The sequence below is a fragment of the Enterobacter sp. 3U4 genome (assembly GCF_057224565.1).
The window spans coordinates 1,471,257-1,497,708 of record NZ_CP136665.1; the positions used below are offsets into that span (position 1 = coordinate 1,471,257).

Sequence of the window (26,452 nt, forward strand, 5' to 3'; positions counted from 1 at the left end):
CAACTTGAAGTATGACGGGTATACACTTAGGGTTTTCATCCCTGAGGGGGCAACATGATTAAACTCTATGGCGTACCCGGCTGGGGCTCGGCGATCGGTGAAGTGATGCTAACCCTGGCTGATATCCCTTATCAATTTATCAACGTGGACGGGTTTGACCAGCCCGGCCCGCAGCGTGAATTGCTGCAAAAGCTCAACCCGCTGTGTCAGGTACCCACTCTGGAGCTCGAAAACGGCGCCATCATGACCGAAACGGCGGCGATTGCCCTGATGGTGCTCGACAGATGTCCCGATCTCGCTCCGCCCGTGGGACAGGCCGAACGTCAGCAGTTTCAGCGTCTGCTGATCTGGTTCGTGGCCAACGTCTATCCCACGTTTACCTATGCGGACTATCCCGAACGCTGGGTGCCGGATGCGCCGGAACAGCTGCAGAAAAACTGCATCGAATACCGGAAATCCCTTTATTTGTGGTTCGAAACTCAGCTCAAGGCCGCCCCGTTTGCGCTGGGGGAACGGCTGACGCTGCTGGATGTGTATATTGCGGTGGCGCGCATCTGGGGGCCGCGTCAAGACTGGTTTGCCGAGAACACCCCTAAATTCACGGCGATTGCGGACACCGTATGTCAGCTACCGGAACTGCACAAGGTGTTAAAGGCAAACAATATTATCTGATAACGTGGAACCCTCATTCACAACCGGAAGCCTGCACATGCCACACGTAGATATCAAATGTTTTCCCCGTGATTTGAACGACGAACAAAAAACGGCCCTGGCGGCGGATATTGCCGACGTGATTATTCGCCATTTCAACAGCAAAGACAGTTCCGTGTCGGTGGCGTTGAACCAGATCGCGCCTGAAGACTGGAAGGCTCAGGTCTGGGATACCGAAATTGGACCGAAGCTGGAGGAGCTCATTAAGAAGCCCGGGTATTCGATGTAAGATCTTTGCCGGGGAGCGAATAAGTCCTTCCCGGCTCGTCTTCCCGTTTTTCGCAAAAATCGATAAAAATGCGTTTTGTCTTATCCGCTACAATTAACGTTTCTGGCTGACATATTATTAATCCTTAGGAAAGATCTTCAACAGAATCAATTAAGGACAGACACGTTAAAGGATAATTTTCTCATGACAAAATTACCCCGTTTTTCATTCGCCTTTCTTCATCCCCGTTACTGGCTAAGCTGGGCCGGCATTGCGGCTCTGTGGCTAATCATGCTGCTCCCTTATCCGCTTCTGTTCAGAATCGGTCATGGACTTGGTCGACTGGCGATGCGCCTGCTTCCTCGCCGCGTCGAGATTGCCCGCCGCAACCTTGAGCTTTGTTTCCCGGAGATGAAAAAGGATGAACGCGAGTCACTGCTGCAGCGTAATTTTGAATCGGTAGGAATGGGGGTGATTGAAACCGGGATGGCATGGTTCTGGCCTGCGTGGCGAGTGCGGAAATGCTTTACCGTGACGGGATATGAGCACATGGAGAAGGCCAGAGCGCAAGGAAAGGGCGTGGTGCTGGTGGGGATGCATTTTCTGACGCTTGAGCTGGGCGCGAGGATATTTGGCATGCTTAACCCCGGTATCGGAGTGTATCGTCCCAATAATAATGCGCTGCTGGACTGGCTTCAGACGCGCGGGCGTATGCGTTCCAATAAAACCATGCTCGATCGTCATGATTTAAAGGGCATGATCCGCTCGCTGAAGCAGAATGAAATTCTGTGGTACGCCCCGGACCATGACTATGGCAAAACCAATAGCGTTTTTGTGCCGTTCTTTGCGGTGTCGGATGCCGCGACGACCGCTGGAAGCTATATGCTGGTCAAAAGCGCTAAGCCTGCGGTCATTCCCTTTGTGCCGCGCCGCAGGGCGGATGGCACCGGCTACGAGCTGATTATTCTGGAGGATATCAGCGAGGCGTTGCAGGGGGGAGATAAAGAAGCCGTGGCGACGCAGATGAACAGGGCAATTGAGCAGGCCGTACGCATGGCCCCAGAGCAGTATATGTGGCTGCACCGTCGCTTCAAAACGCGTCCTGAAGGGGTACCTGACCGGTATGCCCGCCGCAAGAGCGTGGCACCACGGGGTGATATTCTCTCCGCCAGCGATTTTACTGACCGATCAGGCATACAGCACTAAAGCCTCAGCGATGCCCTCACCCTGCGGTGAGGGCATGACCGTCGCTACAGCGCGGATCGGCGGTACGGCGCATAGTCCGCCTGCCACCAGGTCTTCTCGATACGCGCCATCAACGTCTCATCATCTATCGCCGGTGCCACGCCCTGTTCAATCGCAGCCCGGGCGACGGCGACGGCAATCTGGCGTGAGACCGTTTCAATCTGATCTACCGGCGGCAGCAATCCTCCTCTTTCTGTTGTCACCAGTGGAGACTGTGCGGCCAGGCTGCGGCTTGCTGCCATCAGCATCTCTTCCGTCACCCGGCGCGCGTTACAGGCCAGCACGCCCAGCCCCAGGCCCGGGAAGATATAGGCGTTGTTACACTGGGCAATCTCGTAGTGCGCATTTTCCCAGAATACCGGGGCGAACGGGCTGCCGGTGGCCACTAGCGCGGCTCCCTGGGTCCAGGCGATGAGATCCTGCGGCTGGCCCTCCGCCCGCGACGTCGGGTTCGAGAGCGGCATGATGATTGGGCGCGGACAGTGGCGATGCATCTCTTTGACGATCTCTTCGCTGAAGAGTCCCGGCTGACCTGAAACGCCGATCATCACCGTGGGATGTGCGTTCTTCACCACGTCCAGCAGGGAAATATTCTTCGCGTCTACCTGCCAGCTGCAAACGGCGTCGCGCGCGGTAAGCAGGTTTTTCTGGAAATCGAGCAGGTTGGTCATGTCGTCGGTCAGCAGGCCGAAGCGATCGACCATAAAGATCCGGCTGCGGGCTTCGGACTCGGTCAGGCCGTCATCGACCATCAGCGCCACAATTTTTTCAGCGATCCCGCATCCGGCCGAGCCGCTGCCCAGGAAGACCACGCGCTGATCGCGAATACGCGTTCCCGCCGCGTGGGCCGCTGCGATCAGCGTCCCTGCGGTGACGGCTGCCGTGCCCTGGATATCATCATTGAAGCAGCACAGCTGGTCGCGGTAACGCTGGAGAAGTCGGGTGGCGTTTTTCTGCGCAAAGTCTTCAAACTGCAGGAGAACGTTGGGCCAGCGCGCTTTAACGGTGCTGACAAACATATCCATAAATTCAGCGTATTGATCGTCGCTGATGCGCGGATGACGCCAGCCCATGTACATCGGATCGTCGAGGTGTTGCTGATTATTGGTGCCGACATCCAGCATAATCGGGAGGGTGGAGGCCGGATGGATCCCGCCGCAGGCGGTATAGAGCGACAGCTTGCCAATTGGGATGCCCATTCCGCCGATACCCTGATCGCCAAGCCCTAAAATACGTTCTCCGTCCGTCACCACAATCACGCGAACGTCGTTGCGCGAAAAACTTTGCAGCATCTCATCAATACGGTGGCGGTTAGGCCATGAAATAAACAGGCCGCGCGCGCGGCGATAAATCGTAGAGAAATGCTCGCAGGCTTCACCGACCGTTGGGGTATAGATAATCGGTAACGTCTCTTTCAGATGCGAACGCAAAAGGTTGTAAAAGAGAGTTTCGTTGGTGTCCTGAATATTGCGCAAATAAACATGACGTGAAATATCGCTTTTAAAATGGCAGAACTGCACCCAGGCGCGCTCGGTTTGTTCTTCAATGGTTTCAACGTTGTGCGGCAATAATCCATGCAGGTTAAAATTGTCACGCTCTTCTTTAATAAATGCGAGTCCTTTATTTAGTAGCGGGTTTTCCAGCAATACGGCCCCGTTATAGGGGGTGTACAAAACTTCTTTCCGGGACATGGTTAACTCCTGAATTTTTAAATAAAACAGATTAAGAGATTAAATAGATCATAATGCCTTCGGTCACGACCCCGACGGCAGTGCCAATTAATATGGAAGAGGAGGCGGTATCAATATAGGTATCGCTGCGTAAAGCAAACATCCCTGCGGCAATCGCGGAGGGCGTTGCGCCAATAATCACAACCTGCTGCAGTAAAGTATGGCTGAGGCCAAAGGCAATCCCTGCGGCGGCCATCATTGCCGGCTGAATCAGGTTTTTAATACTGATATTAGTAAATGTCTGCACATTCAGTTTGGGACGTTCACCGTAAAACAGCAGGCCGAGGGCAAACAGGGAAAGTCCGCCTGAAACCTTGCCAACCATTTCGACAGGCATGCTGAGAATGGACGGTATCTGCACGCCGGCCAGACTGAGCAATACGCCGGAGACCGGGATCCAGACGATAGGATTGCGTGCCGCCTTTATGAGGTTTTGCACGATCATCGCCCCCGGGTGCAGCGCCTCCAGGCCATCATGACCGTTTTTATCACCCATACGAATCAGGACGATAGTCAGAGGGATCATGATAACGCTGGTAATAATATTGCCAATCAGCACGCCGATAAATCCTTCCGGCCCAATCAATACCGCCAGGACCGGTGCGCCAAAGTAGGCCATATCAGGAAAGGCGCAAACCAGAGACTGAATGGCGCTGGTTTTGATATCGTGACGAAAAACGTAGCGCGAAATAAATAGCGTCAGTAAATACGACCCCATTAAACCGACAACCAGTACGGCCATAAAAGTCAGGTTCTTAATTTTATTGGGGTCAGTATGTAATGCACCAATAAAAAGATGGAAAGGTAGGGCGAAACGAATCACCACGGTAGCCATGACGTTTGCATCTTCACGCCGGGAATATCCCAGCTTTCCACTTAGCCATCCAAGTAACATTATAAAGACGAGCGGAAACAGTGACTGTAATAGTAATGAAGGCATAATATTTCCTGTAGGGTATTTTATGTGTTTTATTGCAGCGCTAATCTAGCGCTTAGATAGCAGGGCAGGAGTGACAAGGGTCACACTCTCTCTGCTTTTATTAATTTCAAAAAGATTGCATTAGTTGGATAAGTAATGCTTTCGTCAAATATTGATAATACGCAAGAAAGCAACATTAGCTGCCACAACTAACTTTAGTTACTTAATGGTGAATTAAGTTATTTAAAAGCAAAGAGCCGAATTGTTCACATTTCTTCCCGCAGGCCCATGATAATTTCATATAGAGCCTGTTTTTAGAAAAGGCCATCTAAGTCATTAATTTATATTTAAGAACATTTATTCGTATCAGGAATAGTTCCAGTTTATTCCTTTCTCTGTATATCCGAACACAATTTTCAGGTGATTATATGAAAGATAATCCTGTACCGACTTCTGAGCTGTCGACCTCGCGTTTTGCCTTTGGGCTCAACAATACCGAGGTGGGCACGGTCCCGTTGATGCTGTTCGTCGGGATTGCCGCGATTGTGGCGACGTCCGCCTGGGCAGGGCTGCTGCCGAAAAATATGATCGGTGGCCTCGCGGTCATCATGACCCTCGGTTTCGCGTTTGCCAAAGTGGGGCGTCAAATCCCGGTGCTGAAGGATATCGGCGGCCCGGCGATCCTGTGCCTGATGGTGCCCTCCGTGCTGGTCTATTTTGGCGTATTCGGGAAACATACCCTTGATACCGTGCATCTGCTGATGAAAGAGGCGAATCTGCTCTATTTCGTCATCGCCTGTCTGGTGGTCGGCAGCATTCTGGGGATGAACCGGGTGCTGCTGATCCAGGGGATGATGCGGATGTTTGTTCCGCTGGTGGCGGGAACATGCATGGCCGTGCTGAGCGGCCTCATTGTGGGCTCACTGTTTGGTTATACGCCTTACCACACCTTCTTCTTCATCATTGTGCCCATCATTGGCGGCGGAATTGGCGAGGGCATTTTGCCGCTGTCCCTGGCCTATTCGGCCATACTGGGGCAGACGCCGGACGTCTACGTTGCGCAGCTGGCACCCGCTGCGGTCGTCGGGAATATCTTCGCCATTATTTGTGCGGGCTCGCTGGCGCGTCTCGGCGCGAAACGTCCTGCACTTTCGGGAAATGGCATGCTCACCCGGAGTAAAGATGACGCCAGCCTGTTTGCCGGGGCGCAAAATACGCAGCAGACGGATTTTCATCTGATGGGCGGCGGATTGCTGATGGTGTGCGCGTTTTTCATCGTCGGCGGATTGTTTGAAAAACTGGTACATATTCCCGGCCCGGTGCTGATGATCCTGATTGCCGTCCTGTGTAAATACTTCAGGGTGATCCCGGCCTCAATGGAGCAGGGCGCGCACAGCTGCTATAAATTCGTCTCGGCTGCGCTGGTCTGGCCGCTGATGATCGGCCTCGGGATGTTATACGTACCGCTTGAGAGCGTGGTGTCGGTCTTCTCGGTGGGCTATGTAGTGGTATGCGGATCGGTGGTGATTGCGATGGCGCTGAGCGGCTACTTTATCGCGTCGCGTCTGAATATGTATCCCGTGGAAGCGGCCATTGTAACCTGCTGCCACAGTGGGCTGGGCGGGACGGGGGACGTGGCCATTCTGTCCGCGTCTAACCGCATGTCGCTCATGCCGTTCGCGCAGATTGCGACGCGCATCGGCGGCGCGTCGACGGTCATTTTCGCCACGCTGCTGATGGGCTGGATTATGGCGCACTGATCCGAAACGTCAGGATACTGAATCGCAACGACATTTTCAGGATGCCGCTGCGGTTCAGTCCTTTATAAATATCACCGTACTGTATAGAATTACCGCATCCACAGCGACGGGATACCACACGATGACCGGAAGAGTTGATTACCAGATTGAAAAATATCTCCTGACCGAAGCCGCCGAGCCGGAGCGCCTGACGCGCCAGTGGGCGGAGGTGATGGAAGAGTGTCGTGAGCAACAGTCCGGTGCGGAGGATCGTCTGCGTCTCGCGTTGCTTAATGTGGACTACGTCACCAGCTTCGAGCTGCCCTTCAGGCTGCTTCTCACCCGCGCGCCCCAGCTGATAGACGTTGTCAGAAAAGAGCTTCAGCTCAGTCAGAAAAATGTTCTGTTCAACGGCAAGCGCTTTGGCTGCGTCTATAGCCTTAAAACGGATCTCGGCGGAATACCTGACGAATTTACCTATCAGCTGAAAACGCGTATCCAGCGCAGTGACGCGACAGGATGTAATGAAGCGCCTTACCGGCAAATTGCCCAGCAGGTTAAAGCCCCGAAGGAACGCCTCAAGCTGGCGCTGGAAAATGGGCTGTCGGTGACGGCACTCGACGGGCTTTTCTGGTTCGGCATTCAGCGCATCGCGGCCGATGTGCAACGGTTACGCAAGACAGGGATGAGGATCGTGACGTCCGACGCCGAGGTGTTTGATACGCTTACCAAAACAACCCGGCGGATCCCGGTCTATCGCCTGGATGGGACTGAAATTATTTAACCTGCAGAAGTATCTCCATCAGCCCTGGAAAACGGGCATCCAGATCGTCTCTTCGTAACGAAATCATGTTCTCCCGCCCCTGCGGGCGCTGCCAGATGACGCCGCTGTCCCGCAGTACGCGCCAGTGGTGGGTCATCGTGGACTTCACCACATCTTCCGGGCGCAACGCGTTACAGCTGAGTTCGCTGCCATCGGCCAGCCGGCGAATAATCGATAGCCGGAGCGGGTTGCCGAGGGCAAAGAGCACATTTTCCAGCAATATTTGTTCAGTTTCAGGGTGGTTAGGGATCATCGTTTTCCTGCGTGTGGCGTCAGATTGAGCTATATCAACAATAGGTCAACCATTAAAAAATAGTTCGATAATACTCGTACAATAGGACTATTATAGCAAACGAACGAATACACGACCATCCTGGTCGTCACAAACACGTCATAGTGACTAAGGAAATATCATGCCCCGACCCATCCCTCTCGAACGTTATCGCAACATCGGTATCTCCGCGCATATCGATGCCGGTAAAACTACCACCACCGAGCGCATCCTGTTTTATACCGGGATGAGCCACAAGCTGGGTGAAGTACACGATGGCGCGGCAACCACTGACTGGATGGCGCAGGAGCAAGAGCGCGGGATCACGATTACCTCTGCGGCGGTCAGCTGCTTCTGGCCTGGTATGGACAGAGGATATGAGCCGCACAGGATCAACATCATCGACACCCCGGGGCACGTGGATTTCACCATTGAGGTGGAACGTTCCATGCGCGTGCTCGACGGCGCCGTGATGGTGTACGACTCCGTGGGCGGCGTGCAGCCGCAGTCGGAAACCGTCTGGCGTCAGGCCAATAAATATCACGTTCCGCGACTGGCCTTCGTCAATAAAATGGACCGTCCGGGGGCCGATTTCTTCCGCGTCGTGCGGATGATGCAGGAACGCCTGAAGGCCAATCCGGTGCCGATTGTCATCCCGGTGGGGGCAGAAGATCGCTTCACCGGCGTGGTGGATTTAATCAAGATGCGCACCATTCTGTGGGACGATGCGTCTCAGGGCATGGTTTTCACCTATGCGCCCGTGCCGGACGATTTGGTCAGTACTGCCCAGGAATGGCGGGAAAAAATGGTCTCTGCGGCGGCGGAAGCCAGCGATGAACTGATGGACAAATACCTGGAAACCGGCGACCTGACGGAAGCGGAAATCATCAAAGGGCTGCGTATTCGCACCATTTCGGGCGAAATCCAGCCGATGCTGTGCGGCAGCGCGTTCAAGAATAAAGGCGTACAGCGCATGCTTGATGCGGTTATTGAGCTGATGCCGTCGCCGCTGGACGTGCCCGCCATTGATGGCGTGGATGAAAAAGGGCAGCACGCGGAGCGTCATCCAAGCGATGATGAGCCGTTCTCGGCCCTGGCGTTCAAGCTGATGAGCGACCCGTACGTCGGGCAACTGACCTTTATCCGCGTGTACTCTGGCGTGCTGCGCAAAGGCGACGCGGTGTATAACCCGGTGAAAGGGAAGAAAGAGCGCATCGGGCGTATCGTGCTGATGCATGCCAACGATCGCCACGAGGTGGACGAACTGCGCGCCGGGGATATCGCGGCCTGCGTTGGGCTGAAAGATGTGACCACCGGTGATACGCTTACCGATCCGAACGCCGTCATTACGCTTGAGCGCATGGAGTTCCCGGACCCGGTTATCTCGCTGGCGATCGAGCCAAAAACCAAAGGCGATCAGGAGAAAATGGGGATCGCGCTGCAGCGTCTGGCGGCGGAAGATCCGTCTTTCCGACTGCATACTGACGAAGAGTCCGGCCAGACCATTATCTCCGGGATGGGGGAGCTACACCTTGAGATTATCGTTGACCGCATGAAGCGTGAGTTTGGCGTCGAGGCAATTATCGGTCGTCCACAGGTGACCTACCGTGAAACCCTGCGTAAAACGGTGAAGGATATCGAAGGCAAATTTGTCCGACAGTCCGGCGGTAAAGGCCAGTACGGCCATGTGGTACTGAGCCTGGAGCCGCTTGAGCCTGGAAGTGGTTTTAAATTTGAAGATGCCACCAAGGGCGGCGTGGTGCCGCGTGAGTATATCCCGTCCGTTGAGAAAGGGCTGCGGGAAGCGATGAACAGCGGGGTGCTGGCGGGCTATCCGGTAGTCGATGTCAAAGCGACGCTGACGTTTGGCTCGTATCACGACGTCGACTCATCGGAGATGGCGTTCCGCATGGCGGCGATCCTCGGCTTTAAAGAGGGCGCCCGCAGGGCGGATCCGGTGATTCTTGAGCCGATCATGCACGTGGAAGTGGAAACGCCGGAAGAGTACGCCGGTAACATTATGGGCGATCTCTCTTCCCGCCGCGGCATGGTGCAGGGGATGGCGGAGCAGTACGGCAGCCAGATTATTCGCGCTGACGTGCCGCTGGCCGAGATGTTTGGTTATGCCACCACGTTACGCTCGATGTCCCAGGGACGCGCGACGTATACGATGGAGTTCCATCATTTTGCGGAAGCCCCGCGGAATGTTGCGGATGAGATTATTTCACGGCGTGCGAAGAAGTAGTACGGTCACCCTCTCCCAATAGGGGGAGGGTTTCCTCAATCCAGCGCCTTCACCATCTTCCCGCTCGCCACAAACGTCCCGGCCCCAAGATGATGCAGGGTATTGAGCTTATCCTCGTCAAACTGCCAGCGTCCGGCGATAAACGCGCGTTCATCGGCTGCCGCTGAAACCACTTCCCCAAACAGGGTGTCGTATTTCTCTGCTGCGGATGTGGCGGGTAATAACCGGCACTCCATCCATGCCAGACATTTTTCTTCAATTACCGGCAGGCCAAGTTCAGGACCGTTCACCACCGGGATCCCGTAGCAGTTGAATTTGTCCTCATCGCGCCCGCTGACGCTACCGACCGCGTAAGTCCAGTTGGTTGCCGCCACGCCGGGGATGACGATGCCAAATTTCCCGCTGCGTTCAATCAGCTCGCGCGACCAGGTACTTTTGTCCACCACGATTGCGATGCGCGGCGGTTCAAACTCAACCGGCATTGACCATGCGGCGGCCATCACGTTACGTCTGTCGAGGCTTTCATCCCGACTGGTGATAAGCACGGTAGGGCCGTGGTTCAGCAGACGGCTGGCATGACGTAATTCAACAGGGCGAAAGTGGCTCATAGGATCTCCTCATCTACACCGATGAGTATGACGAAAAAGCACGGAAATCAAAGTGAGCGCGTAAAATTAGTTTATAAACAGAACATCACAATCAAAGGAAACTGATTCATGTCCCCATTCCTGACCGCCTATTTCGCCCGCATCGGCTGGACGCAACCAACTCGAGTGGATATCGATACCCTGCGCGCGCTGCATTTACATCACAACTGTGCAATCCCCTTTGAGAATATTGATGTCGTTCTGCCGCGCGAAATCCAGCTTGACGATCGGTGTCTGGTCGACAAGCTGGTCACCGCACGTCGCGGAGGATATTGCTTTGAGCAAAACGGCCTGTTTGAGCGGGTATTGCGTGAAGTCGGTTTCACGGTACGCAGCGTGCTGGGACGCGTGGTATTAGCGAGCCCGCCGCAAATGCCGCCGCGCACGCACCGCCTGCTGCTGGTTGAGCTTAACGGCGAGCGCTGGATTGCGGACGTGGGGTTTGGCGGCCAGACGCTGACGGCGCCAATTCGTCTGCTCGCCAGTGAAGAACAGGAAACGCCGCACGGCCTGTATCGTTTGCTGAGCGAAGGCAACGACTGGGTGCTGCAGTTCCGTCACCACGAGCACTGGCAGTCGATGTACCACTTTGACCTGACGACACAGTATTTCAGTGATTACGTGATGGGGAATTTCTGGTCAGCGCACTGGCCGCAGTCCCATTTCCGCCATCATCTGCTGATGTGCCGCCATCTTCCGGACGGCGGCAAGCTGACGTTGACCAACTTCAACTTTACCCACTGGCAGAACGGTCATGTGGAGGAGCAGATTCACCTGCCGGATGCAAAGGCGCTTTACCAGCTGATGCAGGAACGCTTTGGGCTGGGCGTTGACGATGCAAAACACGGATTTTCGCTGGCGGAGCTAACGGCGGTAATGGCGGGCTTTGATACACATCCTCAGGCCGGGAAATAGTGCGCAAAGAAGTGGGCTGTAGGCCGGGTAAGGCGTCGCCGCCACCCGGCAACATCAAGGCTGAGACGGGATAGTAAACAATTCGAGCGTGATTAACTTATCCAGATGATTGTTAAACGCGGCCTCATCCATTTCGGGCATGTTTAAGATATACATCCCGTCAAGACCGCACACCAGGCCAATCAAGCGCCAGGCGATATTTTCCGCCCGATCGCCGGGACGAAATACCCCGGCTTCCGTTCCCGCGTTGATCAGCGCCACCGTTTCCTGGTGCCACATCTCCATGGTCATCACATACGCGCCCTTGATGTCGGCATCGCGGCTGGCAAGGATCTGGGCTTCACGCCACAGTCGAATATATGGCTCGAACCTGCCGTCATCGCTGCCGAGCATGGCATGAAGCTGCTCCCGCCAGCCGGCCCGTTTGCCCGCGACATCCGCATCCAGCAGCTCGCGGATTAGCCGTACGAAGGCCAGCGATTTTAGCTCCCCGCCGGACGTGAAGTGATGGTGAACCTGTCCGGTCGCGACTCCGGCTTCAGCCGCAACGCGGCGTACCGTCATTGCCGCCAGTCCTTCTGCCAGCGCCACGCGCATGGCGGCCTGTAAGATGGCCTCTCGCCGTTCATCCTTGCTCAGATATCGCATCTTTACTCACTCTCAATGGGAACGAAACGAGTGTAACAAAAAGCTGGACACGCGTTCAACTTTACGTAGGATCGCAATCTGGACATGTGTCCAGGTTTAAAATGAAAAGGAAATTTATGTTTCGTCAGTGGTTAGCGTTAGTGATTATCGTGCTGGTGTATATCCCGGTGGCGATTGACGCGACGGTGCTGCACGTGGCGGCGCCAACATTGAGCATGACGCTGGGCGCCAGCGGTAACGAATTATTGTGGATCATCGATATCTACTCGCTGGTGATGGCGGGTATGGTGCTGCCGATGGGCGCCCTGGGTGATCGGATTGGTTTTAAACGACTGCTCATGATTGGCAGCACGCTGTTTGGCCTGTCGTCGCTGGCGGCAGCGTTTGCCCCGTCAGCAGGTTGGCTGATTGCGGCGCGCGCCTCGCTGGCAATTGGTGCGGCGATGATCATTCCGGCCACGCTTGCAGGGATCCGTACGCTGTTTATCGATGCGCGAGATCGTAACATCGCTCTCGGCGTCTGGGCGGCGGTCGGTTCCGGCGGGGCGGCGTTTGGCCCGCTGATTGGCGGTATGCTGCTGGAGCATTTTTACTGGGGATCGGTGTTTTTGATCAACGTGCCGATCGTGCTGGTGGTGGTGTCGCTGGCGGCGCGTTTTGTGCCCCGCCAGCAGGGTCGTCCGGAGCAGCCGCTGAATATCAGCCATGCCATCATGCTGATTGTGGCGATTTTGCTGCTGGTCTACAGCGCCAAAACCGCGCTAAAGGGCGCGCTGTCTCCGTGGCTGGTGGCCTCCGCGCTGGTTACCGGCTCGGTGCTGTTGTTTATCTTCGTGCGTATTCAGCTTCGCGCCCGCGTACCGATGATCGATATGCGTCTCTTCTGCCATCGCATCATTTTGAGCGGCGTGGTGATGGCGATGACCGCCATGATTGCCCTGGTCGGGTTTGAGCTGCTGATGGCCCAGGAGCTGCAGTTTGTTCACGGCTTTACGCCGTTTGAAGCGGGCATGTTTATGCTGCCGGTGATGGTCGCCAGCGGGTTCAGCGGGCCGATCGCGGGCGTGCTGGTTGGGCGATTAGGGCTACGCATCGTCGCGGCCGGCGGCATGGGGCTCAGCGCCGTCAGTTTTATCGGCCTGTCGACGCTCGACTTCAGCACGCAGCAGTGGCAGGCGTGGGGGCTGATGGTGCTGCTCGGCTTCAGTGCCGCCAGCGCGCTGCTGGCCTCGACTTCCGCCATTATGGCTGCCGCGCCGAAGGAGAAAGCCGCCGCCGCAGGGGCGATTGAAACCATGTCCTATGAGCTGGGCGCCGGGCTGGGGATCGCCATTTTTGGTCTGCTGTTGACCCGCAGCTTCTCGGCCTCAATTGACCTGCCGAAGGGGCTGAATGCCTCGCTCGTCGATAAAGCCTCGTCATCCATTGGTGAGGCGATGAAGGTGGCGCAGGATCTGACCCCGACGCTGGCGGAGCCGGTGATTGAGGCGGCGAAAAGTGCGTTTATTACCTCCCACAGCGTGGCGCTGGGGAGTGCGGGCGGCATGCTGCTGCTGTTGGCAGTGGGGATCTGGTTCAGCCTGGCGAAGGTTAATCCGCAGTAAAAAACGCGGTAAAACAGGGGCAGAGGTTGGCGCGTGTGGTGCAGATGGGCTATGTTTTTTAAAGGATTATCTGACTCTTGCTGGAAAATATGAGCCCGCGCCACAGCAGTGAACCGTCCCAACCTCTCTCCCGGTTAACCCTGCTTGCAGGGGGCGCGCTGGGCGTCGTTTTTGGCGATATCGGCACCAGCCCGCTTTATACCTTCCGGACCGTGCTTTCGCTCTCTGAGCATGCCCCGACGCCCGACGTCATCCTGGGCCTGCTCTCCCTGATTACCTGGACGCTCATCCTGGTAACCTCCATCAAGTATGCCGCCTTCGCCATGCGAATTGATAATCATGGCGAGGGGGGCATTATGGCCCTGATGTCGCTTCTGGTGGAGAAAGGTAAAGGCGGGCGCTGGGTCATTTTTGCCGCCCTCATCGGCGCCGCGCTGATTTACGGTGACGGCGCGATAACCCCGGCCATCTCCGTGCTTTCCGCCCTGGAAGGGCTGGAGATGGTCATTCCGGAATCTCAGCCGTACATATTACCCCTGACGGTGGCGATTTTGCTGGCGCTGTTCCTCATCCAGCCTTTTGGCACCGCCCGCATAGGGAAAATATTTGGCCCGGTGATGGCGGTGTGGTTTCTGGCGATTGCGGCCCTGGGCGTGCGGGGGATCGTTCAGCACCCCTCGGTACTGTTGGCCCTCAATCCTGCGTACGGCATCGCGTTTTTGTTTTCGAACGGGTACACCAGTTTCCTGGTCCTGGGAGGCGTATTTCTCTGCGTGACGGGGGCCGAGGCGCTGTACGCCGACATGGGGCATTTTGGTAAAAAGCCCATCTGGCTTGCCTGGTACGGCGTCGTTTTTCCTTCGCTGCTGCTCAACTATGCTGGTCAGTCAGCGTTGATTCTGGCCGGTGCCGACAGCAAACAAAACCTTTTCTATACGCTCTGTCCGCCGGCGCTGCAGGTGCCGCTCATCATTCTTGCCGCGCTGGCGACGATCATCGCCAGTCAGGCGATTATTACCGGCGCTTTTTCCATGACCCGCCAGGCCATTCAGCTCGGCTGGTTACCCCGGTTACGCATCAAACAGACGGCGGCAGAAAGCTACGGTCAGATTTATATCGGGATCATAAACTGGCTGCTGATGGTGGTGACGATAGGGCTGGTGGTGTTCTTTAAATCCTCCGATAAGCTTGCCGCGGCGTACGGCATTGCCGTGTCGTTAACCATGCTGATGACGACAGGACTGCTGTTTGTTGCCATGCGGGAAGTATGGCGCTGGAGCCTGTTCAGCAGCGGGATTATCGCCCTCTGTTTCCTGACGATCGATGCCACCTTCTTATTTGCCAATCTGATTAAGGTTCTTGAGGGCGGCTATATTCCGCTGCTAATGGCCGCCGCCATTTGTACGGTGATGCTGATCTGGCATCGCGGCGTTAAGGCGGTATCCGCATCGGTGGGCGAGAAGGGCGTCAGCGTGGATGCGTTCTTTGCCCAGCTTCAGCAAAAGACGGTGCCCAGAGTGACGGGTTCTGCCGTCTTTTTGACCCGCACGCAGAACAATATCCCGCCGGTAATGCGCTGGCACGTCGCGCGAAACCGGGCGCTGCAGCAGGACGTGTTGTCGCTGACCATTGATATTCTCAACGTGCCCTACGTCGGTGAAGAGCAGCGTATCAGCGTGGAGCAGCGCGCGCCGGGCTACTGGCACGGCGTGGCGCAATATGGCTTTATGGAACACCCGGACATCCCGCGTTTGTTGCAGGGCGTCAGCGAGATTAACGCAATTTTTGCCACGGACGACGCCACCTGGTATGTCGGGCACGAAACCATTGTGGCAGGTGAAAGCGGAACAGGCATGGCGGCCTGGCAGCGACACATTTTTGCCTTCATGAAGCGCAACTGCACCCACGTCATCAACCACTACCACCTTCCCAGCGATCGGGTGGTTGAAATCAGCCGGCGCGTTGCCGTCTAGCGTCGCGCGAAAGCAGGGGCTGCTTTCGCGCCGTTCTAGCTCTCCTGGGCCGCGTACAGGACGCTGTGCAACAGCACGTTCGCCCCTTTCTCCGACCACTCCGGCAGGATCCTTTCCGCTTCGTTATGGCTGATGCCTTTCACGCAGGGGATAAAGATCATGCTGGCAGGGGCAATTTTGCTGACATAGCAGGCGTCATGTCCCGCACCCGAGACCATCGGTTTCGACGAATATCCCAGTGCTGCCACCGCCTTCTCCGTGCGGGCCAGACATTCGGCATCAAACGCGATGGGCGCGTAGTCAAAAATGCGCTCAACGAGAGCCGACACGCCGCGCAGGCTCAGGCTCTCAGCCACCTTATGCAGCGCCGCCTCCATGGCTTCCAGTGCCGCCTGCGCCGGATGGCGAAACTCCACGCTGCATACCACGCGAGACGGCACGACGTTGCGCGAGTTTGGCGTAACCTGCGCCATACCGATCGTCGCGCGTCCGTCCGGCGCATGCCGATAGCCAATTTCTTCCACCTTCAGCGCCAGCTCTGCGAAGGCGGTCAACGCGTCGCGGCGGCTGTGCATCGGCGTGGTGCCCGCGTGGGCGGCAAATCCGTCCAGCGTCAGGGTAAACCAGCGCTGGCCCATTGCCGCGCGAACTAACCCGATATCCAGGGCTTCGTCTTCCAGAATCGGGCCCTGTTCGATGTGCAGTTCGTAGCAGGCGTGAACCGGAAACGCGCGGGCAGGGGCTTCACCCCGGTAGCCAATGCGATCCAGCGCTTCACCCACGGTGATGCCATCGCTATCCGCGCGGGCATGAGCGTATGCTTCGCTAAACTGCCCCGTCCAGACCCCTGAAGCGAGCATGGCTGGCGCAAAGCGCGCGCCTTCTTCGTTAGTCCAGTTCACCAGCACGATGTCACGCTCCGTCTCAACGTGATGGTCATTGAGGGTACGCAGCAGCTCCAGCCCGGCCAGCACGCCGTAAACCCCGTCGTAATTCCCGCCCAGCGGCTGGGTATCCACATGTGAACCGGTCAGGACCGGGGCAAGCTGCGGGTTTTTCCCCGCGCGGCGGATAAACATATTGCCCATGCTGTCGACGTCACAGGTAAAACCGGCTTCCAGCGCCCAGTCACGCAGCAGGTTACGCGCAATACGATCTTCCTCGCTCAGCGCCAGACGGGTGACGCCACCGGCGGGCGTGCCGCCGATCTGCGCCATCATCTCAAGCGTTGACCACAGCCGTTCGGCGTTGACGCGGATCATGGCTTGTCCTTGCTGCTGCGGTAGCGGAAATCACAGCACGAACCGCCCTGCATGATGGTGGTGGTGCGGGTCAGCTTCACGTCCGGCGCATAGCCAACGATGAATTTTTCATCGCGCGCGCAGGAGAGCAGGTGACCAATCTCGCCCAGCCCCATCTCGTGATACATCTCCGCGTAGCGACAGCGGGTCACGTTGTAGTTGTACTGCTGGTCGTCGGCGTCGATCACCTTCACCTCCAGGGCGTTATCTTTCTCCCACAGATACTGCAGGGCGATAAAGCTCTTCACATCCGCGCCGTTGGGTTCTTTGCTGGCAAAAACTTTGCCAGCGTCAATCGCGGCCTGCTCAATGGCCTCGCCAATCACCGCCTGGGCGCGGGCTTTCCCTATCTCGCGCACCAGGATTTCATAAATTGGCTTAATAATTTCGGCTTCAATTTTGCGGCGGGCGAGAATGCCCAGCTCGTTATTATCACTCATCACATTGCCTCGCTGCGTTACTTCGCTTTTGCGCCGCCCAGCACGGTCTGCGGCTGCCATTTGCCGTCGACAACCTTGTAGACCGTGAACGACGGCGATTTCAGGTTGCCCTCTTTATCAAACGCGATCTGTCCGGTGACGCCGGAATAGCTGATGGCGCGCAGGGCGGGCAGATAGTCGGACGGCTCAACGGAGTCTGCTTTTTCCATCGCCGCAACCAGCACGCGAGTGGCGTCATAGGCGAACGGGGCGTGCAGTTCGATATGGGTGTGGTAGCGGGCCTGATAGGCCTGCTCAAACGCTTTGCCGCCCGGCATCTGGTCAACAGGCAGACCCGGCTCCAGCGCGACCACGCCTTCGCCTTCTTTCTGCGCCAGCTTCAGGAACGTCTGACTGACGAATCCGCCTGCGCCCATCAGCGTGGCGTTCATGCCCAGCTGTTTGATGCGACGCGCCAGCGGTGCGGCCTGGCTGTCGACGCCGCCGAAGAAGATCAGATCGGCGTTTTTACTGCGGATAGCGGTCAGTACGGCGCTGAAATCGACCGTTTTGTCATCCACGTACTGACGATCGACAATTTTCACGCCCTGCGCTTCAAGCGATTTAATAAACTGGTCTGCAAGCCCCTGACCAAATGCGGTACGGTCGTCGATCACCGCAATGCGTTTGGCTTTCAGGGTATTCACCGCGTACTGACCGGCAAACTGACCGCCGTCATCGTCATGGCCCATCACGCGGAAGCTGGTATCAAAACCTTGTTGCGTATAGGCATGACCGGTCGCGACCGGTGCAACCTGGGCGATGCCCGCATCGTGATAAATGCGCGCCGCAGGAATGCTGGTACCGGTGTTCCAGTGGCCGACCACGCCCGCCACGCCGCTGTCCACCAGACGCTGCGCCACGGCCACGGCGGTGCGCGGGTCGGACTGATCGTCTTCGGACTGCAGTTTGAAGGTCACCGCTTTGCCGCCGATGGTCGGGTGCTGCTTGTTAATGTCGTCAATTGCCAGCTGCGCACCGTTCTCCAGGTCTTTCCCGATACGGGCGGACGGGCCGGTCAGCGGCCCCGCAAGACCGATAACCACGGTTTCACCGTCGGCAGCCCAGGCTCCGGTAGAGACAACACTACTGAGCAGAATAGCGGCGCTGAGCGCACTGATTTTTACTGTTTTCATTGTATTTCCCTGATGTTGGCTGGTGTTGTTAAACGGGCATTTCGCCCAAATAAATCTGTGCAATCTGGTCGTCATTGAGCAGCGCTTTCGATTCGCCATGATGAACAACGCTGCCGCTGTCCATCACCCACGCGCTGTCGGTCACTTCCAGCGCGAGACGGGCGTTTTGTTCGATGAGCAGCAGGGCAACGCCGCGCTCGCGCAGGCCGGCAATGACGGCAAAAATGTTTTCGACCATCTTCGGGGCGAGGCCCATCGACGGTTCGTCGAGGATCAGCAGGCGCGGGCGGCTGAGCAGGGCGCGGTTAAGGGCCAGCAGCTGTTGCTCGCCGCCGGACAGCAGCCCGGCAAGCTGATGCTGGCGTTCTCCCAGACGCGGAAAACGCTCAAACATCTCGTTCATCTCGCGCTTAACGGTGACAGTGTCACGCCTGAGCCAGGCGCCCATCTGCAGGTTTTCCAGTACCGTCATGCGGGAGAAAATCCCACGGCCTTCCGGGACCATCACCAGCCCGTCGCGAAGCAGGGTCTCCGGGCTCTGTTTACGCACCGATTTACCGCTGAACTCAATACTGCCGCTAAAGCTTTCCAGCCCGGTAATGGCGCGTACGGTGGAGCTCTTCCCCGCGCCGTTAGCGCCGATCAGCGTCGCCTGTTCGCCCTCGCGGAGGGTAAAGGAGACATCGCGTACGGCCTGAATGCCGCCGTAATGCACGTCAAGACGTTCCACCTTCAGTAATTCAGACATGGGCGTTGCCTCCAAGCCAGGCGGCGATCACTGCCGGGTCGCGCCGCACGCTCTCCGGCGTGCCGCTGGCAAGCGTTTTGCCGTAATCAAGGACCGTCAGGCGGTCGCAGATGCCCATCACCAGCTTGACGTCATGCTCAATCATCAGCAGGGTTTTGCCGTCATCACGGATGCGGATGAGCAGCTCGCCGAGCGCCACTTTTTCCGCCGCGTTCATCCCGGCGGCGGGCTCGTCCAGCGCCAGCAGCAGCGGATCCGTTGCTAGCGCGCGGGCGATTTCAAGGCGACGCTGATGACCATAGGCCAGATCGCAGGCGCGATAGTGGGCGAACTGCGCAATGCCGGTGTACTCCAGCCAGTGCCAGGCCAGTGCGCGGGTTTGCTTTTCTTCTTCGCGAGCGCGTTTGTGACGGCTCAGCGCGGCCCACAGGCCGTTACGGGTGCGCACGTGGCGGCCCACCATCACGTTTTCCAGCACCGACATCTCGTTAAACAGCCTGACGTTCTGAAACGTGCGGGCGATCCCGGCGGCGGTAACTTTCTCAATGTGCTTTGGAAAATAGGGCCTGTCGGCAATGGAAAATTCGCCGCTGTCCGCCGGATAAAGCCCGGTGATCAGGTTAAAACAGGTGGTTTTTCCCGCGCCGTTAGGGCCAATCAGGCCGTAGATCTCACCCTTGTTCACGGCGATCGAAACGTCATCCACGGCGGTAAGCCCGCCAAAGCGTTTTGTCATGTTGCGAACGGTTAACAGGCTCATACCTTCGCCTCCTTGTGGCGTACCGGCCAGATCCCGGCAGGGCGCACCAGCATGACCAGCACCAGCGCCAGGCCGTAAAACAGCTGACGCAGCACTTCAGGGTCAATCAGCACCGTACCGAACAGCGCCTGCTGAACCGGCGCTGCCTGGCTGCGCAGCAGTTCCGGCAGGGCGGTCAGCAGTACCGCGCCCAGGATCACGCCCGGAAGATGTCCCATACCGCCCAGCACCACCATCGCCAGCACGGCAATGGATTCCTGTAACGTGAAGGATTCCGGGGATACAAAGCCCTGAAACGCGCCGAAAAGCGCACCCGCCACGCCGCCAAAGGAGGCGCCCATCGCAAAGGCCAGCAGCTTATAGTTACGCACGTTGATGCCCATCGCGCGTGCCACATCCTCATCTTCACGGATGGCGTGCCAGGCGCGACCAATACGGGAATGCTGCAGGCGCAGGCAGGCAAAAATAATCGCCACAATCACCAGCATCAGCAGGTAGTACCACAGCCACAGCGCGGGCACTTTGAAACCAAACCAGTGGTATACGCCGCTAAACTTCAGGCCGAACAGGTTTAGCGTATCCACCCCGGTAATGCCCTTTGCGCCGTTGGTGATGTTCACCGGACGGTCGAGGTTGCGCATCAGGATGCGGATGATTTCGCCAAAGCCGAGGGTCACTATCGCCAGGTAGTCCCCGCGCAGCTTGAGCGTAGGAGCACCGAGTAAAATTCCGCAAACTGCCGCGACGAGGGCGGCCAGCGGAATAATGAGCAGATACGGGGTGTGCAGCCCGTCCGGGAACCAGACGCTGAGGATTGGAAACACTTCCAGCAGGTGTGGGGAGGCCATCAGCGCAGCGAGATAGGCGCCGACCGCGTAAAAGGCGATAAAGCCCATGTCCAGCAGGCCGGTATAGCCCACCACAATATTAAGCCCGAGCGCCAGCATGATGTAGAGCAGGGCGAAGTCGATAACGCGCACCCAGTAGTTGCCGCCAAGCTGCGTGGCCACCACGGGAGCAATCAGCAGCGCGAGGCAGAACAGGCTCATGCCTGACCAGAATTTGCGCGTGGTCGCCGGGGTCTGGAGTTGAAGTGTTGTCATGGTATTCCTTACGCCCTGTGCGCCACGCGCTCGCCCAGCAGGCCAGCCGGGCGGAAGACCAGCACCAGGATCAGCACCATAAAGGCAAAGACGTCCTGATAGTTGCTGCCAAATACGCCATGGGTCAGTTCACCCAGATAGCCAGCGCCCAGCGCTTCGATAATGCCGAGCAGGATCCCGCCTATCATTGCGCCACGAATGTTACCGATGCCCCCCAGAACGGCGGCCGTAAAGGCCTTGATCCCGGGCAAAAAGCCCATCGAGAAGCTGGCGTTACCGTAATTGCTCGCCATCATCACGCCTGCCAGCGCGGCAAATACGCCGCCAATGGCAAACGTCAGGGTAATAATGGCATTTGGGTTAACCCCCATCAGCGTGGCCACGCGCGGGTTTTCCGCCACGGCGCGCATGCCGCGCCCCAGACGGGTGTATTCCACCAGCAGCCACAGCCCGGTCATCACCGCCAGCGCCAGGACAACGGTGACGATTCCCGTGACGGTGACAATGGCAGGAGGATGCGCTTCGCTGCCGGACGTGACGGCGATAGGGTCCATCGGGAGGATCTGCGGGAACATCAGCGGGTTGCGCGTCCAGATAATCATCGCCACGGTTTGCAGCAGAACGGAGACGCCGATACCCGAGATCAGCGGCGCCAGGCGCGGGGCGTTGCGCAGTCGACGGTAGGCAAAGCGCTCCACGGCCATTGCCAGCAGGGCGCAGACGGCCATGGCTATCACCAGGGCAACGCCAAGCTGCAACAGCAGCGGCATGTGTGGAAAGGTGGCATTCAGGGCGTTAATCGCGGAGAGCGTGGTGAGCGCGCCGACCATCAGAATATCGCCGTGAGCAAAGTTAATAATGCGCAAAATGCCATACACCATGGTATAGCCCAGCGCGATCAGCGCGTAGATGCTTCCCAGCATCACACCGTTGATCAGTTGTTGTATGAGTGTATCCAACGTTTGTACCCGCAAAGTGCTCGTTCTGCGGCTACCATCCAATAATTGAATTAAATTGTAAAATACACATATATTATTTCTTATGATAAACCGGTATTGCTTTATCTTAATGATTTATATGAAGATGATGTGATCGCGATTCCGGCCAAAAAGCCTAAAGAAATCAATATATGAATAAAACAGAACAATTGGCGAGTCTGGCTGCGTATGCAGAAAGCCGCCTGGCAAACGATCCGCCGCTGCGGGCTGTCCGTGCCTTTGAGGCTATAGCCCGGCTGGGCAGCGTCACGCTGGCCGCGCAGGAGCTGGATATCTCCCCGTCGGCGGTCAGTCATCAGCTCAGGGTGCTCGAAGGGTATCTGCAAATGCCGCTCACGGAACGTCAGGGGCGCAGGCTGGTGCTGAGCCAGCACGGGCGGGAATATTACCGCTCGATCCGCGCGGCGTTTAACGTGTTGCGCCAGGCGACGGAGCACCTGGCAGAGCAGGCACAAACGCGTCAGGTCACCATCAGCCTGATCCCGCTTTTTGGTATGGGGTGGTTTATCCCGCGTCTGCCTGATTTTATGCGTGCCAATCCGCAGACCGAGATCAACGTAGTGTATGCCAACCATCGCAACTATCTGAGCGATGCGTCGGATATGTCGATTCGTTTTGGTAACGGTCAGTGGGCGGGCTATCAGAGCGAAAAGCTGATTTCCGGTCAGATGGTGCCGGTGTGCAGCCGCGCGTTTTTACGCATTCATGGCCATATCGACACGCCTGAACAGTTGCTGCAAATGCCGCTACTGCATGACGAGGAGCGCACCACGTGGGCGCAGTGGTTTCTGCAGCAGGGGGTAAAACGTCCTCTGCGGCGCAGCGGCCCTCTGTTTGAAGACGGGCTGTTAACGCTGGCGGGCGTGCAGGCCGGGCTGGGCTGTGCGCTAATGCGCGAGCCGCTGATTGCGCCGTATCTTGAGAGCGGCGAGCTGGTGAAGATATTTGACTTACCCATTGATGACGGGCGCGACTATCACCTCTGCGTGCGTTCAGACTCAGGGATGAGCGAGGACGGTAAGCTGTTGCAAAACTGGCTGCGCCGGGCGGCGGGCGTTGATTCGTCTACGGCGTAAGCAGGCAGTGTTTATCCAGCGCTTCAATTTCCGAACCGCTGTAGCGTGCGTATTGCCCGGTCAGACCAAAAAACGCAGGTTGGGTTTCGGTATAGATTTCTGCTGCGAGCACCAGCCGACGTCGCTCATCTTCGCTCATCTCAAGCAGCGTCCAGGGAATGAAATAGCGCGCCGTGGAGGTGAGTTTGAACCACAACGGGCAGCCGCAGCCGGGGCAAAACCAGCGTTCTCCTCGAGTCGACGAGCAGAAATGAGAAGGGGCAATAGAGTCTTGCTCCAGAAGCGGTTCGCCCTGCGGCTCAAGATACATGGCAATGCCACCTGACCACTTCTGGCATTGCGTACAATGACATGCGTACACGTCAAAATTGTTGAGGCTCACGCTGAACTGACTCATTCCGCACAGGCAGCGTCCTTTGAATATGTGCATGGCGTACTCCTTTTTGACGCCAGAAATCCGTATAAAAAAAGCCAGCCACATGGGCTGGCCTTTTATCGTGACAAATCTTAGAACTGGTAGGTCAGGCCTACAGCTACGATGTTGTCGGTAGCAACGCCAGTTGCTTTGGTGAAGCTGTTGTCGTCAACCAGGTTGATTTTGTAATCAACATAGGTAGACATGTTTTTGTTGAAGTAGTAGCTCGCGCCAACGTCAACGTATTCAACCAGATCCTGGTCGCCGTATGAACCCAGGTCTTTACCTTTGGATTTCAGGTAAGCGATGGATGGACGCAGACCGAAGTCAAACTGGTACTGAGCAACAACTTCGAAGTTCTGAGCTTTGTTCGCGATATAACCGCTACCGAAGTTGGTCATGTTGCGGGTTTCAGAGTAGGTAGTTGCCAGATAGATGTTGTTCGCATCATATTTCAGGCCAGCAGCCCATACTTCTGCGTTCTCACCGCCAGCGTTAACGGTGTTAGCAACGCGACCTGCAGCAACCTGACGGTCAGTACGGTCAGATTTCGCGTAGGTTGCACCGACGCCGAAACCGTTCATTTCATAGGTAGAAGACAGACCCCAGCCGTCACCGTTCGCTTCGGTGATGTCACGGTTATCATTTTTACCCTGGTACTGAGCGGCAACGTTCAGACCGTCAACCAGACCGAAGAAGTCGGTGTTACGGTAGGTTGCAACGCCAGTCGTACGGCCAGTCATAAAGCCATCAGTCTGGGTCCAGGTATCACCACCGAACTCTGGCAGAACGTCAGTCCACGCGCCGATGTCGTAAGCAACACCGTAGTTACGACCGTAGTCGAATGAACCGAATTCGTTGAATTTCAGACCCGCGAATGCCAGACGGGTTTTGCTGCCGTCAGTGCCCTGGGATTCAGAACGGTTGCCTTTGAACTCATATTCCCACTGGCCGTAACCGGTCAGCTGATCGTTGATCTGAGTTTCGCCTTTGAAGCCCAGACGAACGTAAGTTTTGTCGCCGTCGTTGCTGGTATCATCAGAGAAATAGTGCAGACCTGTTACTTTACCGTACAGATCCAGCTTGTTACCGTCTTTGTTATAAATTTCAGCCGCGTTTACAACGCCTGCTGCCAACATGGAAGTCACTGCCACTGCAACTAATTTAAGTTTCATCTTAAATATTCCTTATAATTTTCTTAGGTATTTCCTGAGCCACTTTGAACAATTTCTAAACGAGGCTAATCGTCAATGGCATGCTATTTTTAAAAATCTTGTAGTCCTATTTCAATAATAAGTTTCAAAATATTAGCAATAATTTCAGTTAGTGTGATCGAGATCGGGTAAATGGCGAGGGAATAGCGTGAAATGGTGGTTATTTAATCAATTTTAAATGGATTTGATTGCCGTGAATATAGTTTCATTACGGTTTAATAAAAGCTGTTAATTGTCGGTATTTCCGTGCTTTTGAGGCAAGTTAAACCCTGTATTTAGCCGTAAGATATTGTTTATGCCTATCAAGCGTGCGAGATTTTCGATGTTTTCATGGAAATACACAGAAACATACTATTGCACTTCGTGCTATTAACATTGTGAGTATTTGCAAGAGACTAATCACCCTACGGTGTCAATTTATGTCAATAAAAGAAGACGGTTGTTTACGAAAAGGCGGTAATATAAACAGAATCTAAACGCGTGCTCTACTTGCCTGATAAATATTTTGGTGCACGCTCACATATTAAATTTATGTTAATTTTTCGTTGTCGGGATAAATATTACCCGACAGCGAAATCAATATTATTTTCTGGTTGCGTACCAGCAGAGCAACGACCCGGCGCAGACCATCAGCGCGCCTTGCCAGAACGAGAAAGAGAGGGGGGAACTCAGCACCGCGGCGGCAAGCGCGGCTGAAAGGACAGGGGTAAAATAGGATACGGCAGCCAGTACCGTGACGTTACCGTGAAGAATGCCAATATTCCATGCGGCGTAACCGAACCCAAGCGCGATCCCACACATAACAAGCTTCACCACCACCGGAAGCGTGAACACCATCTCGGGCTGATCGCTCAGGGCATATTTCACCCACAGGCTCAGCGCGGTGAGCAAAACAAACAGGGTAATGCCGTTTTGTCCTTTAGCAAATTTGCTGGTGACCGTGCAGTAGGCGGCCCAGATAAATGCCCCGGCAAACGCCAGCGCGTAACTCAGCGGGCTGGAAACGATATTGCGGGTTATTTCATCAAGATGTAAACCCTGTTCACCGCCCAATACCCAGCAGACGCCCAGCAATGAGACGGCTAAGCCGGGGATCACCCACAGGGTTGATTTCTGTCCGTTGAACAAGATGGCAAACACAATGGTCAGGCTTGGCCAAAGGTAATTGACCATGCCCACTTCTATTGCCTGCGAGCGCGTTGCGGCATAGCCCAGCGACAGCGCCAGGCATATTTCGTAACTGACAAATAAAACGCTGCCGGCAATAAGATAGCGGGGGGAAAACCGTCTGATATCAGGAAATCCTACCGTCACCAGGCACAGCAATCCGCTGAGGGTATAGATCATTGCCGCACCGCCTACCGGCCCCAGTCCCTCACTCACGCTGCGAATAAGGCCGACCATGGTGCTCCATAACAATATCGCCGCCAGCCCAATAAGCGTTGCTCTTTTTCTGTCCATTACTTCGCCATTGCAATAAAAATCAGAGGGAAAATGTAGCGCATTCATCCTGACGCTGTCGCGAATTATTCTCTTAAGCCGTT

Annotated in this window: 25 protein-coding genes; 10 read left to right on the plus strand and 15 right to left on the minus strand. The window is 56.2% G+C overall.

From position 1 onward, the window contains the following. The first annotated feature begins 54 nt into the window (after positions 1–54). The 3 genes from RVY89_RS06940 to RVY89_RS06950 all read left to right on the plus strand — a co-directional run bounded on the left by RVY89_RS06940 (position 55) and on the right by RVY89_RS06950 (position 2,125). Complete coding sequence (locus RVY89_RS06940) at positions 55–672, plus strand: glutathione S-transferase family protein (protein WP_484827295.1); 618 nt, start codon at positions 55–57, stop codon at positions 670–672. Between the two features lie 37 nt (positions 673–709). After that, positions 710–940: a tautomerase PptA gene (gene pptA / locus RVY89_RS06945; RefSeq protein WP_024909599.1), complete on the plus strand. Its 231-nt coding sequence runs from the start codon at positions 710–712 to the stop codon at positions 938–940. A gap of 183 nt (positions 941–1,123) precedes the next feature. After that, positions 1,124–2,125: a Kdo(2)-lipid IV(A) acyltransferase gene (locus tag RVY89_RS06950; protein ID WP_484827296.1), complete on the plus strand. Its 1,002-nt coding sequence runs from the start codon at positions 1,124–1,126 to the stop codon at positions 2,123–2,125. Between the two features lie 44 nt (positions 2,126–2,169). Here the strand turns inward: RVY89_RS06950 and RVY89_RS06955 are convergent, their stop codons facing one another. Continuing rightward, positions 2,170–3,855 carry an NAD-dependent malic enzyme gene (locus RVY89_RS06955; protein ID WP_484827297.1) on the minus strand — a complete coding sequence of 562 codons (1,686 nt, stop codon included), beginning with the start codon at positions 3,853–3,855 and terminating at the stop codon, positions 2,170–2,172. A gap of 31 nt (positions 3,856–3,886) precedes the next feature. Next, a complete protein-coding gene (locus RVY89_RS06960) occupies positions 3,887–4,834 on the minus strand; it encodes an AEC family transporter (RefSeq protein WP_484827298.1) in 948 nt (315 codons plus the stop codon). 407 nt (positions 4,835–5,241) lie between these two features. On the opposite strand from RVY89_RS06960, the gene RVY89_RS06965 reads away from it, so the two are divergent. Further along, complete coding sequence (locus RVY89_RS06965; RefSeq protein WP_484827299.1) at positions 5,242–6,573, plus strand: 2-hydroxycarboxylate transporter family protein; 1,332 nt, start codon at positions 5,242–5,244, stop codon at positions 6,571–6,573. 121 nt (positions 6,574–6,694) lie between these two features. Further along, complete coding sequence (locus tag RVY89_RS06970) at positions 6,695–7,336, plus strand: ECs1377 family protein (protein WP_484827300.1); 642 nt, start codon at positions 6,695–6,697, stop codon at positions 7,334–7,336. On the opposite strand, the gene RVY89_RS06975 is transcribed toward RVY89_RS06970, so the two are convergent. Further along, entirely contained in the window at positions 7,329–7,628 is a 300-nt protein-coding gene (locus RVY89_RS06975; RefSeq protein ID WP_029741089.1) for an ArsR/SmtB family transcription factor, read from the minus strand. The genes RVY89_RS06970 and RVY89_RS06975 overlap by 8 nt on opposite strands. A gap of 160 nt (positions 7,629–7,788) precedes the next feature. Between RVY89_RS06975 and fusA the strand changes: the two genes are divergently transcribed. After that, entirely contained in the window at positions 7,789–9,891 is a 2,103-nt protein-coding gene (gene fusA / locus RVY89_RS06980) for an elongation factor G (RefSeq protein ID WP_484827301.1), read from the plus strand. A gap of 35 nt (positions 9,892–9,926) precedes the next feature. Here fusA and RVY89_RS06985 read toward each other — a convergent pair whose 3' ends face one another. Then, positions 9,927–10,499: a flavin reductase family protein gene (locus RVY89_RS06985; RefSeq protein ID WP_371898195.1), complete on the minus strand. Its 573-nt coding sequence runs from the start codon at positions 10,497–10,499 to the stop codon at positions 9,927–9,929. Positions 10,500–10,607: 108 nt separating this feature from the next. Between RVY89_RS06985 and nhoA the strand changes: the two genes are divergently transcribed. Then, on the plus strand, positions 10,608–11,453 hold the full coding sequence (gene nhoA / locus RVY89_RS06990) for an N-hydroxyarylamine O-acetyltransferase (RefSeq protein WP_484827302.1): 846 nt from the start codon (positions 10,608–10,610) through the stop codon (positions 11,451–11,453). 54 nt (positions 11,454–11,507) lie between these two features. Here the strand turns inward: nhoA and RVY89_RS06995 are convergent, their stop codons facing one another. Further along, positions 11,508–12,101, minus strand: a complete 594-nt coding sequence (locus tag RVY89_RS06995; protein WP_484827303.1) for a TetR family transcriptional regulator — start codon at positions 12,099–12,101, stop codon at positions 11,508–11,510. A 116-nt stretch (positions 12,102–12,217) separates the two neighbouring features. On the opposite strand from RVY89_RS06995, the gene RVY89_RS07000 reads away from it, so the two are divergent. Continuing rightward, the gene (locus RVY89_RS07000; protein ID WP_484827304.1) at positions 12,218–13,705 is read left to right on the plus strand and encodes a SmvA family efflux MFS transporter; all 1,488 of its coding nucleotides are present in this window, start codon (positions 12,218–12,220) and stop codon (positions 13,703–13,705) included. Positions 13,706–13,794: 89 nt separating this feature from the next. Further along, positions 13,795–15,678 carry a potassium transporter Kup gene (locus tag RVY89_RS07005; protein ID WP_484827305.1) on the plus strand — a complete coding sequence of 628 codons (1,884 nt, stop codon included), beginning with the start codon at positions 13,795–13,797 and terminating at the stop codon, positions 15,676–15,678. Between the two features lie 35 nt (positions 15,679–15,713). Here RVY89_RS07005 and RVY89_RS07010 read toward each other — a convergent pair whose 3' ends face one another. From RVY89_RS07010 to RVY89_RS07040, 7 genes are read right to left on the minus strand one after another with little or no spacing between them, the layout of a single operon-like run. Beyond that, complete coding sequence (locus RVY89_RS07010; RefSeq protein WP_484827306.1) at positions 15,714–16,940, minus strand: Zn-dependent hydrolase; 1,227 nt, start codon at positions 16,938–16,940, stop codon at positions 15,714–15,716. Further along, positions 16,937–17,419 (minus strand): L-2-amino-thiazoline-4-carboxylic acid hydrolase, encoded by a 483-nt coding sequence (locus RVY89_RS07015; RefSeq protein ID WP_484827307.1) that lies wholly within the window; start codon positions 17,417–17,419, stop codon positions 16,937–16,939. The genes RVY89_RS07010 and RVY89_RS07015 overlap by 4 nt, the downstream gene beginning before the upstream one ends. Before the next feature lie 17 nt (positions 17,420–17,436). After that, positions 17,437–18,594: a branched-chain amino acid ABC transporter substrate-binding protein gene (locus RVY89_RS07020; RefSeq protein WP_484827308.1), complete on the minus strand. Its 1,158-nt coding sequence runs from the start codon at positions 18,592–18,594 to the stop codon at positions 17,437–17,439. A 28-nt stretch (positions 18,595–18,622) separates the two neighbouring features. Further along, positions 18,623–19,342 (minus strand): ABC transporter ATP-binding protein, encoded by a 720-nt coding sequence (locus RVY89_RS07025; RefSeq protein ID WP_484827309.1) that lies wholly within the window; start codon positions 19,340–19,342, stop codon positions 18,623–18,625. Beyond that, complete coding sequence (locus RVY89_RS07030) at positions 19,335–20,102, minus strand: ABC transporter ATP-binding protein (protein WP_484827310.1); 768 nt, start codon at positions 20,100–20,102, stop codon at positions 19,335–19,337. Before RVY89_RS07030 ends, RVY89_RS07025 begins: the two co-directional genes overlap by 8 nt. After that, entirely contained in the window at positions 20,099–21,205 is a 1,107-nt protein-coding gene (locus RVY89_RS07035; RefSeq protein ID WP_484827311.1) for a branched-chain amino acid ABC transporter permease, read from the minus strand. Before RVY89_RS07035 ends, RVY89_RS07030 begins: the two co-directional genes overlap by 4 nt. Before the next feature lie 8 nt (positions 21,206–21,213). Next, positions 21,214–22,164, minus strand: a complete 951-nt coding sequence (locus RVY89_RS07040) for a branched-chain amino acid ABC transporter permease (RefSeq protein WP_484827312.1) — start codon at positions 22,162–22,164, stop codon at positions 21,214–21,216. 170 nt (positions 22,165–22,334) lie between these two features. On the opposite strand from RVY89_RS07040, the gene RVY89_RS07045 reads away from it, so the two are divergent. Continuing rightward, positions 22,335–23,279 (plus strand): LysR substrate-binding domain-containing protein, encoded by a 945-nt coding sequence (locus RVY89_RS07045; protein WP_484827313.1) that lies wholly within the window; start codon positions 22,335–22,337, stop codon positions 23,277–23,279. Here the strand turns inward: RVY89_RS07045 and RVY89_RS07050 are convergent. The 3 genes from RVY89_RS07050 to yddG form a co-directional block, all read right to left on the minus strand. Then, positions 23,269–23,709, minus strand: a complete 441-nt coding sequence (locus RVY89_RS07050) for a GFA family protein (protein ID WP_313148703.1) — start codon at positions 23,707–23,709, stop codon at positions 23,269–23,271. The genes RVY89_RS07045 and RVY89_RS07050 overlap by 11 nt on opposite strands. Before the next feature lie 77 nt (positions 23,710–23,786). Next, positions 23,787–24,869 (minus strand): porin OmpC, encoded by a 1,083-nt coding sequence (gene ompC, locus RVY89_RS07055; RefSeq protein ID WP_484827314.1) that lies wholly within the window; start codon positions 24,867–24,869, stop codon positions 23,787–23,789. 621 nt (positions 24,870–25,490) lie between these two features. After that, a complete protein-coding gene (gene yddG, locus RVY89_RS07060) occupies positions 25,491–26,369 on the minus strand; it encodes an aromatic amino acid DMT transporter YddG (RefSeq protein WP_337280019.1) in 879 nt (292 codons plus the stop codon). Between the last annotated feature and the right edge of the window lie 83 nt (positions 26,370–26,452).

Coding starts and splice junctions, on each gene's coding strand:
- RVY89_RS06975 (WP_029741089.1), bottom strand. CDS start 7,628: ATGATCCCTAACCACCCTGAAACTGAACAAATATTGCTGGAAAATGTG.
- RVY89_RS06965 (WP_484827299.1), top strand. CDS start 5,242: ATGAAAGATAATCCTGTACCGACTTCTGAGCTGTCGACCTCGCGTTTT.
- RVY89_RS07015 (WP_484827307.1), bottom strand. CDS start 17,419: ATGAGTGATAATAACGAGCTGGGCATTCTCGCCCGCCGCAAAATTGAA.
- RVY89_RS07045 (WP_484827313.1), top strand. CDS start 22,335: ATGAATAAAACAGAACAATTGGCGAGTCTGGCTGCGTATGCAGAAAGC.
- RVY89_RS07050 (WP_313148703.1), bottom strand. CDS start 23,709: ATGCACATATTCAAAGGACGCTGCCTGTGCGGAATGAGTCAGTTCAGC.
- RVY89_RS07020 (WP_484827308.1), bottom strand. CDS start 18,594: ATGAAAACAGTAAAAATCAGTGCGCTCAGCGCCGCTATTCTGCTCAGT.
- RVY89_RS07035 (WP_484827311.1), bottom strand. CDS start 21,205: ATGACAACACTTCAACTCCAGACCCCGGCGACCACGCGCAAATTCTGG.
- RVY89_RS07030 (WP_484827310.1), bottom strand. CDS start 20,102: ATGAGCCTGTTAACCGTTCGCAACATGACAAAACGCTTTGGCGGGCTT.
- RVY89_RS07025 (WP_484827309.1), bottom strand. CDS start 19,342: ATGTCTGAATTACTGAAGGTGGAACGTCTTGACGTGCATTACGGCGGC.
- RVY89_RS06955 (WP_484827297.1), bottom strand. CDS start 3,855: ATGTCCCGGAAAGAAGTTTTGTACACCCCCTATAACGGGGCCGTATTG.
- RVY89_RS07000 (WP_484827304.1), top strand. CDS start 12,218: ATGTTTCGTCAGTGGTTAGCGTTAGTGATTATCGTGCTGGTGTATATC.
- nhoA (WP_484827302.1), top strand. CDS start 10,608: ATGTCCCCATTCCTGACCGCCTATTTCGCCCGCATCGGCTGGACGCAA.
- RVY89_RS07005 (WP_484827305.1), top strand. CDS start 13,795: ATGAGCCCGCGCCACAGCAGTGAACCGTCCCAACCTCTCTCCCGGTTA.
- RVY89_RS07010 (WP_484827306.1), bottom strand. CDS start 16,940: ATGATCCGCGTCAACGCCGAACGGCTGTGGTCAACGCTTGAGATGATG.
- RVY89_RS06940 (WP_484827295.1), top strand. CDS start 55: ATGATTAAACTCTATGGCGTACCCGGCTGGGGCTCGGCGATCGGTGAA.
- RVY89_RS06985 (WP_371898195.1), bottom strand. CDS start 10,499: ATGAGCCACTTTCGCCCTGTTGAATTACGTCATGCCAGCCGTCTGCTG.
- fusA (WP_484827301.1), top strand. CDS start 7,789: ATGCCCCGACCCATCCCTCTCGAACGTTATCGCAACATCGGTATCTCC.
- RVY89_RS06950 (WP_484827296.1), top strand. CDS start 1,124: ATGACAAAATTACCCCGTTTTTCATTCGCCTTTCTTCATCCCCGTTAC.
- pptA (WP_024909599.1), top strand. CDS start 710: ATGCCACACGTAGATATCAAATGTTTTCCCCGTGATTTGAACGACGAA.
- RVY89_RS06970 (WP_484827300.1), top strand. CDS start 6,695: ATGACCGGAAGAGTTGATTACCAGATTGAAAAATATCTCCTGACCGAA.
- RVY89_RS06995 (WP_484827303.1), bottom strand. CDS start 12,101: ATGCGATATCTGAGCAAGGATGAACGGCGAGAGGCCATCTTACAGGCC.
- yddG (WP_337280019.1), bottom strand. CDS start 26,369: ATGGACAGAAAAAGAGCAACGCTTATTGGGCTGGCGGCGATATTGTTA.
- RVY89_RS06960 (WP_484827298.1), bottom strand. CDS start 4,834: ATGCCTTCATTACTATTACAGTCACTGTTTCCGCTCGTCTTTATAATG.
- ompC (WP_484827314.1), bottom strand. CDS start 24,869: ATGAAACTTAAATTAGTTGCAGTGGCAGTGACTTCCATGTTGGCAGCA.